The 13,658-nt window shown below is 55.4% G+C and carries 11 protein-coding genes; all 11 read left to right on the plus strand.

The annotated features are described in order from the left end of the window. The first annotated feature begins 181 nt into the window (after positions 1 to 181). The 11 genes from B5F76_RS01960 to B5F76_RS02010 all read left to right on the plus strand — a co-directional run bounded on the left by B5F76_RS01960 (position 182) and on the right by B5F76_RS02010 (position 13,529). Positions 182 to 2,743: a penicillin-binding protein 1A gene (locus B5F76_RS01960; RefSeq protein WP_239406917.1), complete on the plus strand. Its 2,562-nt coding sequence runs from the start codon at positions 182 to 184 to the stop codon at positions 2,741 to 2,743. Between the two features lie 101 nt (positions 2,744 to 2,844). After that, a complete protein-coding gene (locus tag B5F76_RS01965) occupies positions 2,845 to 3,696 on the plus strand; it encodes a tRNA (adenine-N1)-methyltransferase (protein WP_087350142.1) in 852 nt (283 codons plus the stop codon). 188 nt (positions 3,697 to 3,884) lie between these two features. Continuing rightward, the gene (locus B5F76_RS01970; RefSeq protein WP_087350145.1) at positions 3,885 to 4,886 is read left to right on the plus strand and encodes an NAD(P)H-dependent glycerol-3-phosphate dehydrogenase; all 1,002 of its coding nucleotides are present in this window, start codon (positions 3,885 to 3,887) and stop codon (positions 4,884 to 4,886) included. Between the two features lie 93 nt (positions 4,887 to 4,979). Then, positions 4,980 to 8,762 carry a complex I subunit 5 family protein gene (locus B5F76_RS01975; RefSeq protein WP_239406918.1) on the plus strand — a complete coding sequence of 1,261 codons (3,783 nt, stop codon included), beginning with the start codon at positions 4,980 to 4,982 and terminating at the stop codon, positions 8,760 to 8,762. Positions 8,763 to 8,764: 2 nt separating this feature from the next. Next, a complete protein-coding gene (locus B5F76_RS01980; protein WP_087350149.1) occupies positions 8,765 to 9,730 on the plus strand; it encodes a respiratory chain complex I subunit 1 family protein in 966 nt (321 codons plus the stop codon). Positions 9,731 to 9,740: 10 nt separating this feature from the next. Continuing rightward, on the plus strand, positions 9,741 to 10,187 hold the full coding sequence (locus B5F76_RS01985; protein ID WP_087350152.1) for an NADH-quinone oxidoreductase subunit B family protein: 447 nt from the start codon (positions 9,741 to 9,743) through the stop codon (positions 10,185 to 10,187). A gap of 3 nt (positions 10,188 to 10,190) precedes the next feature. Beyond that, the gene (locus tag B5F76_RS01990; protein ID WP_087350155.1) at positions 10,191 to 10,745 is read left to right on the plus strand and encodes a 4Fe-4S binding protein; all 555 of its coding nucleotides are present in this window, start codon (positions 10,191 to 10,193) and stop codon (positions 10,743 to 10,745) included. 56 nt (positions 10,746 to 10,801) lie between these two features. After that, positions 10,802 to 11,344 carry an NADH-quinone oxidoreductase subunit C gene (locus B5F76_RS01995; protein ID WP_087350157.1) on the plus strand — a complete coding sequence of 181 codons (543 nt, stop codon included), beginning with the start codon at positions 10,802 to 10,804 and terminating at the stop codon, positions 11,342 to 11,344. Continuing rightward, positions 11,345 to 12,445 carry a hydrogenase large subunit gene (locus B5F76_RS02000; protein WP_087350160.1) on the plus strand — a complete coding sequence of 367 codons (1,101 nt, stop codon included), beginning with the start codon at positions 11,345 to 11,347 and terminating at the stop codon, positions 12,443 to 12,445. Between the two features lie 4 nt (positions 12,446 to 12,449). After that, entirely contained in the window at positions 12,450 to 12,836 is a 387-nt protein-coding gene (locus B5F76_RS02005) for a hydrogenase maturation nickel metallochaperone HypA/HybF (RefSeq protein ID WP_087350163.1), read from the plus strand. A 30-nt stretch (positions 12,837 to 12,866) separates the two neighbouring features. Next, positions 12,867 to 13,529 (plus strand): 4Fe-4S binding protein, encoded by a 663-nt coding sequence (locus tag B5F76_RS02010; RefSeq protein ID WP_087350166.1) that lies wholly within the window; start codon positions 12,867 to 12,869, stop codon positions 13,527 to 13,529. Positions 13,530 to 13,658 lie beyond the last annotated feature (129 nt).

Raw genomic sequence — 13,658 nt, forward strand, 5'->3', positions numbered from 1 at the left:
AAAGCCCCCTTCTGGGGCTTTTTGCTTTTCTGGCACTCCTGTGCTAAACGCGTACGGAAAATTATTGGGATGAGCATTGTTGCGCATTCCCCGAGTCCGCAAAAACCAGATACGAAAACAAAAAAGGGAGGGGCGCATCCTCTCCTGCTTGTCCGCAGGGAACTTGAGCGCCAATTTTGGGATGAAGCTTCATCACACCAGTCCGGACGACAGTTTCAGGAATACGCAACTACCCAGACAGAATGCTGCCGAAGAGCAAACTGCGCAAACACCTCCCGAACAGCAGCCGCAAGAGCCCCCAAAAAAGAAAAGAGGCAGTTTCCTTGGCGCTGTCGTGCGCTGGTTTTTTGGCATCATGCTTGGCCTCGGAGCCATAGGCTGTGCAGCCGGCTTCTTCCTCTACAACTGGGTAAGCCAGGATCTTCCCGACCTGGACAGAATCCTGGATTTCAAGGCCGCTCAGGCGACGACAATACTTGCCAGGGACGGCTCCGTGCTGGGCACTCTCTCCCACGAAAAACGCTACGTCATAACCCTGGACGACATGCCCAAATATCTGCCCATGGCCTTTCTGGCCATCGAGGACAGCGCTTTCTACCAGCATCCGGGAATCAATCCCCTGGCCATACTCCGCGCCATGCTGGTGAACTTCGAAAGAGGTACCAAAAGCCAGGGTGGAAGCACCATTACGCAACAAATAGTCAAGCAACTCCTGCTCTCTTCCGAACGCAGCTACGTGCGCAAAATGAAGGAAGCAATCTTGGCAACAAGGCTTGAGCGCGAACTCAGCAAGGATCAGATTCTTTCCCTCTATCTCAACTATATCTTTCTCGGCCAGCAAAGCTATGGCGTAGAAGCGGCAGCCAGGACCTATTTCGGCAAGCACGCTGCCAACATTACCCTGGCCGAAGCCTGTGTCATTGCAGGCATGCCCCAAGCTCCGAGCCGCTACAATCCTTTCCGCAATCCCGAGGCTGCCAAGGCAAGACAGATGGAAGTCCTCAACCGCCTGCGCGTCCTCGAGTGGATAAGCGAAGAAGACTACCAGAAGGCGGCAAACGAGCCACTTGTCTACTGGAGCATGCCGGACAAGACAATCGGAGCCAGTCAGTGGTATTTCGAGGAAGCCAGACGCTTGCTCATCGAATTCTTTACCGAGAGCAATCTCAAGGCTCTGGGTGTCGAAACAAACCGCTTTGGCCTTGACTACGTTTATGAGGCAGGACTTACCGTGCAGACCGCAATGGATCCCCTGCAGCAACAGCTGGCTGGGCAGGCACTGCGCTCTGGCCTCGAAACCATAGACAAGCGTCAGGGATGGCGCGGAGCCATCAGACAGCTTGTCTCAAAAGCCGAGCAGCAGGCTTTTCTGGACAAGAAGAATTTCGAGCCCGGGGAGCTTGCAGACAACGAATGGACTCAGGCTCTGGTCACATCTGTCTCTCCCAGGGAAATTCATGTTGACCTGGGCTCGGGCTACACTGGGGTCATCCGCCAAAACAACTTCAAGTGGGCAAACAAGCGATCGAAACTTGCTCCCAAGGCTCGCAGGCAGGGCATTGTAAGCCCGGGTGATGTCGTATGGGTGAGCCTTGCACCCCGCAGAGAAGCTGCTCCCAAAAAAGGCAGCAAAAAAACTGTTCCAGCCGAGAGCCTCGACAATACCCCTGTAAAAGGCGTGGCCGTGGAGCTTCTCCTGCAGCAGGAACCGCTGGTACAGGGAGCCATCGTCTCCATAGAACCCCAAAGCGGAGACGTTGTTGCCCTCATTGGCGGCTACCAGTTTGGCGAAAGTCATTTCAACCGGGCTACTCAATCCAGGCGCCAGCCAGGATCAAGCTTCAAGCCCATTGTCTACTCTACAGCCCTCGACAATGGCTTTACCCCGACTTCATCCGTACTAGATGCACCAATCGAGTACGTGAATCCGGCAACCGGGCAGATCTGGCGTCCCAGCAACTTTGAAAATTCCTACAAGGGAGAAATGCCCCTTTGGCAGGCTCTGGCTCTTTCGCGCAACACGCCAACAGTCCGCCTTGCCCAGGCTGTTGGCATAGACAAGGTCATTGAGCGTGCCAAAATGCTGGGGCTGGAACCCGACTTTCCCCAGGTGCTCTCCGTAAGTCTCGGCGCAGTGGGCGTTTCGCCGCTCAATCTCACCCAGGCCTACACTGCCTTTGCCAACGGAGGCATTGCCTCCCGCCCGCGTATCATCACCTCCATCAAGGATTCCAGGGGACGCGAGCTCTACCGTCAGGAAGTAGAACAGTGGCAGGCAGTCAGCCCGCAAAACGCATTCCAGGTAACCACGCTTTTGCGACGGGTGGTGGAAAACGGCACTGGGCGGAGAGCTTTTATAGATGGCCTGCACATTTCCGGCAAAACAGGAACAAGTAACGACACCCGCGACTGCTGGTTCATGGGATACACGCCCTATCTGTGCACTGGTGTCTATGTAGGCTACGACCAGATGGACTCCCTTGGAAGCTGGGAACAGGGCGGCAGAACCGCAGCACCGATTTTCAAGGCGTACAGGGAAAAGGCAGACAAGGCGTACGCCAGTGCCCCACAGGACATGACCATGCCTGAAGGCATAACCATGATTGACGGGCTGCCCTATCTCACTGAAAATACCGGCCCCGGTCTGTCCGCTGTGGACGGGGCCGTTCCCGGAGCCGAAGACTCCGGCATGCCCATGGACACAGGCGAAGACAGCGAAATGCTCATGCGCCAGATGTTCTAGGTCCCCATGGCTACATTATCCCGGGCCCATGCCATAATCTGCATGGGCCCGCATCTTTCACCCAAGCAATACCCGGCCGCACAACGTGCAGCGAGGAAGGCATGATTCCCTACGGTTCTCTTGTTCTCATTGTTACGCCCAAGGGCAAACGCACTATCAAGCGCCTTGTTGAAGGCGAAAACTGGCAAAGCCATGACGGCATCCTGACACCCGAGATTGTTGCTGCCGCAGATTTTGGCGATACGGTCATGACCAGCATGGGACGTCCTGTACAACTGCTCGACGTGACTCTGCAGGATCTTCTCAAGGGCATCAAACGCCAGACACAGATCATTTATCCCAAGGACATAGCCTATATCTGCATGAAACTTGGAGCTGGCCCGGGGCGCACCATCTGCGAGGCAGGCTGTGGTTCCGGAGGCCTGACACTGGCCCTCTCCTGGTTTTGTGGGCCTACGGGACGTGTCGTGAGCCACGAAGCGCGCGAGGAATTTGCCAAACTTGCGCGCAGGAATCTCGACTGGGCCCATGTGGGCGACAATGTGGATATCAATGTGCGAGATGTGGCAGAAGGGTTTTGTGTCAAGAACGCAGATGCTCTCTTCCTTGATGTAAGAACTCCCTGGGAGTATCTCGACAAGGCTGTTGAAGCTGTGCGGCCAGGTGCAGTTTTCGGTTTTCTTCTGCCCACTGTCATGCAGGTCGGTGAACTGCTGAAGGGTCTGGAGCGCGGCCCCTTTGACCACATTGAGGTACAGGAACTGCTCTTGCGTGACTGGAAGCCCCTGGCAGACAGATTGCGCCCGAACGACCGCATGATTGCCCATACAAGCTTCCTCGTTTTCTGCCGCCATCAAAAAAGAAATCACGATTTTGATAACTTGCGCCCAATGGGTACGCGCGAAATGAAGCAGAAGATGGCTCTTGAGAAACGCCTTGCCACACTTGACTAGTATTGTCACACGTGTATAAGAGCAACTAACTGTGCAAAATAGAACAAGCGCAACAACTCTTCCCTGTTTTTTGACCTTCAACCTTGATTTTTCATATTTGTTTCAAGTCGTTGCAGCCCTCAAAAAATCTGTTCTATTTTTCACATTTCCAGTATCAGCACATCGCAATATGGTTGGAGGGCACAGCCTTGGGTGGTGGTAAACAAAAAATCTGCGTTGCCGGCGGTGGCAGCTGGGGCACTGCCCTTGCGCACCTCGCCTGCCAAAATGGTCACGAAGTCACCCTGTATCTGCGTGACAAAAATGTGTGTGCCGCCATCAACGAATCACACGAAAACGTGCACTACCTTCCGGGGTTGCCCCTGCATCCGTCGCTTACTGCCTCCACAGATCCAGGCGTTTTGCGCGCGCCCATAGTGGTACTCGCCGTACCCTGTCAGCAGCAACGTTCCTTTGTAACTACCAACAAGAATGCTTTTTGCCGTGGTGTTGTTCTTGTGAACGCTGCCAAGGGTATAGAGGACGCCAGTGGCCTGACAGCCTCACAGTTTCTTCCTGCTCTTCTTGCCGAGCTTGCTCCTGTCTACACGGTTCTTTCCGGTCCATCATTTGCCAAAGAGGTTCTGGAAGGTCAGCCTACAGCCGTAGTAATCGCCTCTGACAATGCCTCGCAGGCTGCCTGTATCCAGCATCTTCTCTCTTCTGCGTCCTTTCGCTGCTATACAAGCACGGACGTGCTTGGAGTTGAGATTGGCGGTGCCGTAAAAAACGTCATTGCCATTGCTGCTGGGCTTTGTGACGGCCTTGACATCGGAACCAACGGCCGAGCAGCTCTTCTGACCCGTGGCCTGGCCGAGATTACAAGACTTGGCGTTGCACTCGGCGCCAAGGCTGCAACCTTCATGGGACTTTCCGGCCTTGGCGATCTGGTTCTCACGGCAACGGGGAATCTCTCGCGCAATCGTACCCTTGGTCTGGCTCTCGGTCAGGGCAAGTCCCTGGAAGAGGCAACAAGGGAGATTGGCATGGTCACCGAGGGAGTCAAGACGGCTTTTGCTGTCAGCAAGCTTGCCAGGCGCCTTGGCGTCTCTGTTCCCATCACCAGTGCTGTCTGCGCAATCCTTGACGGCACCCTGACCGCCAGGGAAGCCAGCATACAGCTCATGAGCCGCAGCCTCGGCCAGGAATAGACCGGCGAAGCTGCCGCTCGTTTTTTACTGCCATTCATACCGCACGTCGCGGCTTTTTCTTCACATCCAAATGAGACATTTCGGGGGAAGTCCATGGATACTTTCACCTCAGTCATGCTCTTCTTCAGCCTCTGTCTGCTGATTGCAGGTACTGTGCTGAGCTTCATGAGTCATGACAAGTTCAGACCCCTTATCTGGCGAGGCGGACTCCACGACCTGGGTGTGGCCTGTCTGGGACTAGCCTGTCCTGGTACCATGGGTACTGCAGGCTTTTTCCTGTATCTGGCTTTCCAGTTTGTGGTCAGGGCGTTGGCATGGACCTCGCTCGACGTACTCAAACCTGCCCAGGACGCAGAACCGAGTGGAAGCGACCTTTGGGCTCTGCGTGGCGTGGGTCAGCGCGCTCCCATCATGGGCAAATTCTTCGCGTTTGCCATGCTGGCCACAGTAGGCGGATCCATCTTCTTTGTTCCTGAAGGGCGCTTTCTCATTGCAGCTGCCTCTGTGTCCCAGGTTCCGGAAGTCCCGCAATTTTTCTACATCATGCTGTTCACGGCAGCCACAAGTACCGTCCAGGTCTGGCTGATGGCTAGAGTGGCCTGTTGTGTTCTCTTCGACAAGCCGCAGCATGCCTACATCATAGACGACACACCGAGCAAGGCATCCCTTGTGCTGGCCGTGATTGCCGCACTCATGGGCATCTTCAAGTCATCCCTGCTCTCGTTCATGTGTGCCCTGTGCGGCTTCAGCATGCATCACAGCGCACCGCACATTTCCAGTTCCATCCTCTATATTGCCGCCTTTGTCGTGGCCATCTGCTTCTGGCTCTATGCGGAGCGCACAGCAATCCGAATTGCTGTTGCTGCCACTGTTCTGGGTCTACTCTCCATTATCCTGCTTCCTTCCACGCCCCTTGCGCAGATGTTCCTTTTGCTTGTGGGCATCGCAGGCGTTGTTATAGCTGTCTACTCCGTTGACTACGTTTCACATGACAAGCGCAAGGCCTGGTACTGGTTCTTCCTGCTCCTGACCTTCTCCTCTCTTGCCGGCGTCGTTTCCTCGGACAATGTAGCCGATATCTACGGCTACGGCTTCTGGGAAATGATGACGTTCACAAGCTTTATCCTGGTGGCGCACGAGGCCAACAGAACGGCCAGAAACGCAGCCATCAAATATTTTGTCATGTGCATAGGCGGCGCGCTTTTCATGCTGCCTGGAATCATCCTGCTGTCCTCGGACGCAGGCCAGCTGCGCGCTCTGTCCAACGCTGCACCAGTGGCCTGGACAGGCATGCAGAACCTGACCTCATCCTGGGGACAGGTTGCCCTCATTCTCTGCGTCGCCGGCTTTGGCACCAAGGCCGGTGTCGTGCCCCTGCACTTCTGGCTTCCTGACGCCCACCCGGCAGCGCCGAGCTCTGTTTCGGCCCCTCTGTCCGGTGTCATCACCAAGATGGGCTTCTTCGGCATTGCGGCAATTGTCGCCGGCCAGGCAGGGCCCTTCCTTTCCAGCATTCCCGGCTACTTCGGACTTTCCTGGTACAGCACAGGCATGGTGCTCATCGGCATGGTTACCCTCTTTGTCGGTGAAATCTGGGCTTTGCGCCAGGAAGACATCAAGCGCATGCTGGCCTATTCAACCATAGGCCAGATTGGTGAAATAACCATTGTCCTCGGACTCACCACTGTCATGGGGACAACAGCAGCCTTCTACCACATCCTCAACCATGCAGTCATGAAGGACCTGCTCTTCCTCTGTGCAGGTGCCCTCATCCTGCGTGCAGGCTCGCGCAAGCTCTCTGACTTCAAGGGAGCCTGCAGCCAGATGCCCATAACCTGTACCTGCATGCTCATGGGCCTGCTTTCCATTATGGGCCTGCCGCCCTTTGCAGCCTTCTACAGCAAGTTTGCCATGATCAATGCTGCGGTGGCTTCCGGTCACATCGTAGTCGCTGCTGCCATTCTCATTGGTTCCCTTATTGGTGTTCTCTACTATACGCGCATTCTCAACACCATCATTTTCGAGAAGCGCCCGGCAGACGCCCCTGTGTTGCATGAAGCGCCAAAGTCCATGCAGTATGCTCTCATGGCTCTGGCCTTTGCCACCCTGCTCTTTGGCTTCTGCCCCACCATCCCCTACAATCTCGCTGCCTCTGCGGCTGCCATGTGCGCCAGCGCAGGTGAAAGCCTGCCTGCTGAAGCCCTGCTTGTTTCCTGGCCGTCGTACGTGATTCTGCCCATCATTGGCGCCATCATTCCTGCCTTCTTCAGGTACAACAGGCGCATGAGCGGCTGGGCCAGCGTGTTCGTTCTTGGTATCACCAGCCTGCTTGCCATCTTCCAGGGTGACAACCTCGATACCCTGTCCCAGGCCTTTGCCGTCATAGTTCCCGCTCTCGGCGCCCTGAACATGGCCTACGCCATAGGCTACATGGAACACAGCCACACTCAGTGGCGCTTCTACTGCATCTTCACAGCCATGTGCGGTGGCCTCATCGGCATGGCCTCAAGCTCGAACCTCTTCAGCTTCTTCGTGTTCTGGGAAATCATGAGTTCCTGGACACTGTATATGGCCTTGGCTCACGAGGGAGATCGTATCAGTCTCAGAGAGGCAGGAAAGTACTTCCTCTTCAATGTGATTGGCGCAAGCTTCATCTTTGTGGGTGTCTGCATCATTGGCGGAGGAGCCTCCATGATTGCCTTTGGCGTGGACACTCCCTGGATTGCAACCAATGAAGCGCACTTGCCTCTGGGACTTGCCCTGCTGGCCATCGGCTTTGTCATGAAGGCTGCACAGCTGCCCATACGCATTGACTGGCAGATGCACCCTGCAGTGGCTCCCACTCCCGTATCAGGCTACATCTCCTCCATGCTGCTGAAGAGCTCCATCATCGGTTTTTGCAAGCTCTTCTTTCTCCTTGGTGCCGGAGCTCCGGCGCTCTACAATGTCCTGCAATCCAGCTTCATCATGTGGATTGGCGGTATCACCATCGTTCTAGCTGCCCTGCAGGCCATCAGAGCCAACCAGGTCAAGCTGGTCTTCATCTACTCAACTGTGAGCCAGATTGGCTACATGGTTCTTGCCATTGCAGTGGCAGGCTACGCCCTCGCTACCCAGAGCAACGCTGCGCTGGGCCTTTCGGGAAGCCTGCTGCATCTGGCAAACCATGTCTTCTTCAAGGACCTGCTCTTCCTCGTGTGCGGTGCACTCATGTACATGACACACAGAGAATACCTCAGCGACATGGGTGGCCTTGGGCGCAAGATGCCCTTCACCATGACCATGTTCTTCATTGCCGGCCTTTCTGTTGTTGGCATTCCCCCGACCTCGGGCTTCAGTTCCAAGTGGATCATCTACCACGCTCTCATGCAGTCGGATCAGCCCATTCTGGCCCTGCTCTCGCTCTTTGGTTCGGTGCTGACCCTTGCCTACATTGCCAAGTTCATGCACGCAGCCTTCCTTGGCCAGCCCAATCCGTCCCTGCAGGATGTGCATGATCCGCCGCTCATCATGAAGGTTCCCATGTTCCTGCTTGCCGTTGGCTGTGTGGCTACCGGTCTCTTCCCGGGAATCATGCTCACCCCCATCAGTGGCATTGTCGCGGACTTCAACCTGCAGGCCATCCCCTTCACCCTGACAAGCATAGGCAGCGGCGCAACTGGCTGGAATCCGGGTGTGATGTTCATCATCATGCTGGTTCCCTTTGCCTTCGGCTGCTGGATTATCCACCGTTTTGTCCATGTGCGCGAAATTGACGTTCACAACTGCGGCCGCGAGCCTGAAGACGCCACAAACCGCATGCGTCCCTCGAGCATCTACGGCGGCCTGCCTGCCTTCCTGCGCTCAAGCGCTTCCGCGTCAGGCAAGGAGGAATAGCCATGAATGATGTTCTTTGGGCCCTGTTCCACGTTTGCATCTTCCCCGGAGGGCTTTTTGCCCTGGGATTCGCCCTCTTCCTGAAAGGACTTGATAGACGCCTTGTTGCACGCATGCAGCGTCGTGTAGGACCTCCACTTGCCCAGCCCATCTTCGATATAGCCAAGCTCCTGACCAAGGAGACGCTTATCCCGAAGACTGCCTGCAAATCCATGTTTTTGATGGCCCCTGTCATTGGCATGACGGGTATGGCTGCCTGCGCGGCCTTTATCCCTGTGCCTGGTGTCTTTGACGGCATGTACATGATGGGCGACCTTCTCGTTCTCTTCTACCTCTTGCCCATTCCGGCGATTGCCATCATGCTCGGTGGTTCCGCATCAAGCTCGCCCTTTGGCGCCATAGGCTTTTCGCGCGAAATGCTCATCATGTTGAGCTACGAGCTTCCCCTGCTCATGATCCTGCTCACAGTGGCCATGATAACAGGCAAGGCAACCGGCATAGGAACTGCAGACTTCTCGCTGCTCAATATTGTCCAGTATCAGACGACCTACGGGCAGTTTGGCCTCAACCCCATCATGATCCCGGCCTTCATTGCCTATCTCATGTTCCTGCCGGGAACCATGGGTGTTCCGCCCTTCGACATTGCCGAATCCGAGACGGAAATTCTGGAAGGCCCCATGCTCGAATATGGCGGTCCTCTGCTTGCCCTGTTCCAGATAGGCAATGCCCTGAAGATCTTTGTTGTCCTGAGTCTCGGGGTCGTTCTCTTCTTCCCCGGCCAGCTCGGTGATTTCTGGCTCGTGAATCTTGTGTGGTTCATGGTCAAGTGCTTTATCCTCATGTTCTTTGCCATCTCGCTGCTGCGTTCCGTCACAGGGCGCTTGCGCATCGACCAGGCCATGATGTTCTATTTCAAGATTCCCGCAGTCCTGGCCTTTATCAGCCTCGTGCTGGTCATTGTGGTGTAAGGAGTTTGCCGTGCTCGACACACTTTTGAAAAAGACGTCTGTCCGCTCTCCGTGGCTTTTTCGCATCAATGCAGGTTCCTGCAACGGCTGTGACGTCGAACTGGCCACGACCGCGCTCATTCCGCGCTACGACGTGGAACGTCTCGGTTGCCATTATACCGGATCTCCCCGCCAGGCAGATATTGTCCTCGTCACTGGACCTGTGACAGTGCATATGCGCGATTATGTGCTGCGCGTCTGGAATGAAATCCCCGAACCCAAGGTGACTGTGGCCGTTGGCATCTGTCCCATTTCCGGGGGCGTCTTCCGCGACAGCTATTCCATTGCAGGCCCACTGAGCAGGCTTGTTCCCGTGGACGTCAATGTCCCCGGGTGTCCTCCCAGACCCCAGGCCATTATGGAAGCAGTTGTGCTTGCGCGCAGCATCTGGCTCAAAAAGCTGGGACTGGAGGGTTAGCGTATGCCATCGTTCCTCAATGTTCTTCTGCAAAACCTCATCTCCGGTCCAGCCACGGATCCGTTTCCCTTTGGGGAGACATTCACGCCAAAACGCATTCGTGGCCGCATCCTTGTCGATCCCGAGCGTTGCCTTGGGTGTGGCATGTGCCGTCACGTGTGCGCGGCAGGCGCCATTCACCTGCAAAAGGACAGCAAGGGCTGGACAATTACCATCTGGCAGGACAGCTGCTGTCTTTGTCGCTCCTGCGTGACCTACTGTCCCATGAGTGCCATGTCCATTGATCCGGATTGGCACAGCGCCCATGCAGAAGAGGACAAGTTCAAGCGCATTGAGCAGCATACCATCAGCTATGAGCCGTGTGCCCGTTGTGGGACCCCCATGCGTGTCATGGCCCTGGACAAGGCAAAACAGCTCTATGCAGATGATGCGGACGTGGATCCGGAGGAAATTCGGCATCTGTGCCGCAGTTGTCGACAGATGCGCGACGCAGAGAACAGCACCGTCTGTGTCCTGCGCTCGGACATCAATACTGCCCTGCAGGAAGGGCGCGACTAGAAAGATGCCCTGTTTCCCGCTGATGTATCATCAGGGATAAGACCCAAGGATTACACATGTTCGATGTCATCAAGGGCAATACAGCCCTCATCAATACACTCACGTCCTTGAGCACAAAGGACGGCGTGACGCTTGGGGCAGACAATTACGGCAATGCCCAGCACTGGTTTGAGCTCAGCTCTCCGTCTCACCTCACTGCTGCCGCAGCCGCGTTGAAAGACATGTCTGCAAGGCTCAGCCTGATTTCCGGCTATTCGAGAGCGTCGCAGCCAGACGCAGAAGAGGCGCCTTTTGCTGCCTGCTATAACTTTGTGCTCGACAGCGTGATCTACAATATTACGGCTATTATCACCAAAAAGGAGCCTCAGGTTCCCACAATTACTCCATGGTTCGCCAACGCTGACTGGCATGAGCGCGAGATGATGGAACTTGTGGGCATCACGGTAGCGCACCAGCCCAACCCCAACCGCCTCTTTCTTGACGCTTCTCTTGACCAGGGCATGCTGAGCAGGCTTGTTCCTCTGTCTGTCATGATGAATGGCGCCTGCACCAAGGACCTCTGGGAGCGCATCCTGTCCAGCAAGGAAGGGAGTCACTAAATGCCTGCACCCAAAAATTCGCCTGCCACCTTCAACATCCCTCTGGGACCTGTTCATGTAGCGCTGGAAGAACCTGTTTACTTTGACCTGCAGGTGGATGGTGAGATCATCCGCGGAGCAACGCTGCACAGCGGTCATGTGCACAGAGGTATGGAAAATCTTGCCCAGCACCGCAACCTCATCATGAACCAGACGCTCACCGAGCGTGTCTGTTCCCTGTGTTCCAACAGCCATGCCTTTACCTACGCCATGGTTGTGGAAAATGCCCTTGGCATAGAGGTACCCGAGCGTGCCCACTATCTGAGAACGCTTACGGAAGAAATCAAGCGTGTTGCCTCTCACTTGTTCAACCTGGCCATTCAGGCCCATCTGTGCGGTTTTGAATCCCTCTTCATGCACACCATGGAATTGCGTGAAATTTTCCAGGATGTGAAGGAAAGTCTCTACGGCAATCGCATGAATCTGGCTTTCAATTGCATTGGTGGTACCAAGTTCGATCTTGACGAGGAATGTTTTGATTTTTTGGATGAAAGCATCAACAAGTTCATGCCTGCCTACAAGGAACTCATGGACATCTTCGAAACGGATCCTCTCATCTGTGCCCGCATAAAGGGTATCGGACTGCTGCCCAAGGAAGATGCCCTGCGTCTTGGCGTTGTGGGACCTGTGGCAAGAGGTTCGGGCCTTGCCATCGATGTCCGCAAGGAAACGCCCTACGCAGCGTACGGTAAAATCGATTTTGACATTATCGTGCGTGATGGCTGTGATCTTTATGCCCGCACCTGCGTGCGCCTGCATGAAGTTATTGAATCCATCAAGATTATCCGCCAGGTCATGCGCGACATTCCCCAGGGGGAAGTCCGCACACATATGAACAGAATCTTCCCTTCTCAGGCGATTGCAAGATCCGAGGCTCCGCGCGGTGAGGTGATCTACTACATCCGTACCAACCACACGGAAATTCCCGAACGCCTCAAGTGGAGAGTTCCTTCCTACATGAACTGGGAAGCCCTCGGCGTCATGCTGCGCGATGCCAAGGTTGCCGACGCGGCACTCATAACCAATACAATTGATCCATGCGTTTCCTGCACGGAGCGCTAGGGACATGCACGAAGCATCCCTGGCCCAGGGACTGTTGAGGGTGACTCTTGAAAGTGTGTCCGCATACAATCAGGAGCACCCTGAAACACGAGCTGGCCGCATCACTTCCCTCAGACTGGGGCTTGGACTCCTTTCCTGCGTGGAAATAACCACCTTCACAGGCTGTTTTGAACTGCTTGCCGAAGGAACGCCAGCCGAAGGTGCCCGTCTTGACATAGAACGGGAACCATTACCCTGCATGTGCAGCTCATGCAACACCCACTTCGAGCTTGTGCATAGGAAATTTGTCTGCCCTCATTGCGGTAGCCAAAACATATCCTTCACCGGTGGACACGGTCTCACCCTGCTCGGCCTGGAAGTGGAAAACAACACAAACTCTTCGAACACCTGACACCATATACGCAAATAACAGGACAGAGCCATGCTGGAACGTATTGTCTTAATCTCCGAGCGCTGCAGAGCCTGCCGGCGCTGCGAAGTCGCCTGCATCGCAGCTCACCACGGACTGGACATCAAGGAAGCCACAAAACGCAGGGCCGAGTTCATCTCTCGCGTACGCGTCATCAAGGGCGAAGGCTTCAAGACGACCACAAGGTGTCATGAGTGCCGTAACGCGCCCTGCTGCCACATCTGCCCCACAGGGGCTCTGGAACAGCTTGAAAGTGGCGAGGTGCGCATGCACGAGGAACTGTGCATAGCCTGTGAAATGTGCGCCGATGCCTGTCCCTACGGAGCCATCCAGATGGATGTGACTTCGCTGCCTGTCGTCAAGATGGAAGACAATCCTGATGACGATGAACTTTTGCAACCACGCAAGGTCGCGGTGCGCTGCGATCTGTGCCGAGACTGGCGCAAGCTCAATGGAAAATCCATGACTCCGTGTATGGAAGCCTGCCCGGCTCAATGCATTGGCCTTATGAAGGAAGATGGAACAACGCTCTTCCCCGAGAAGCCTCAGAAAAAGCCTGTGGCAGCCAAACCAGTCCCTCAGGTCAAGGCAGCGGAAACGGAAAAACAGGAGACTGCGGCGGCAAAGCCGGCAGAAACCTCTGCTCCATCTGCTCAGGCAACTCCTGAAAAGTAGCTCTTTTGAACAAACTTTGAAATCGGGTAGGCGGGGGCGATCGCTCGCCCCAACCTCCCACACCACCGGACGTACGGGTCACGTATCACGGCGGTTCAACTAAACAAGGCTTTCTTGGCTCTGAGGCAC

The sequence above is a fragment of the Desulfovibrio sp. An276 genome, from assembly GCF_002159665.1.
GTDB lineage: Bacteria > Desulfobacterota > Desulfovibrionia > Desulfovibrionales > Desulfovibrionaceae > Desulfovibrio > Desulfovibrio faecigallinarum.

Bases quoted from the DNA above. Each gene is read 5' to 3' on its own strand.
- B5F76_RS01960 (WP_239406917.1), top strand. From the start codon at position 182: ATGAAGCTTCATCACACCAGTCCGGACGACAGTTTCAGGAATACGCAA.
- B5F76_RS01965 (WP_087350142.1), top strand. From the start codon at position 2,845: ATGATTCCCTACGGTTCTCTTGTTCTCATTGTTACGCCCAAGGGCAAA.
- B5F76_RS01975 (WP_239406918.1), top strand. From the start codon at position 4,980: ATGGATACTTTCACCTCAGTCATGCTCTTCTTCAGCCTCTGTCTGCTG.
- B5F76_RS01980 (WP_087350149.1), top strand. From the start codon at position 8,765: ATGAATGATGTTCTTTGGGCCCTGTTCCACGTTTGCATCTTCCCCGGA.
- B5F76_RS01990 (WP_087350155.1), top strand. From the start codon at position 10,191: ATGCCATCGTTCCTCAATGTTCTTCTGCAAAACCTCATCTCCGGTCCA.
- B5F76_RS01995 (WP_087350157.1), top strand. From the start codon at position 10,802: ATGTTCGATGTCATCAAGGGCAATACAGCCCTCATCAATACACTCACG.
- B5F76_RS02000 (WP_087350160.1), top strand. From the start codon at position 11,345: ATGCCTGCACCCAAAAATTCGCCTGCCACCTTCAACATCCCTCTGGGA.
- B5F76_RS02005 (WP_087350163.1), top strand. From the start codon at position 12,450: ATGCACGAAGCATCCCTGGCCCAGGGACTGTTGAGGGTGACTCTTGAA.
- B5F76_RS02010 (WP_087350166.1), top strand. From the start codon at position 12,867: ATGCTGGAACGTATTGTCTTAATCTCCGAGCGCTGCAGAGCCTGCCGG.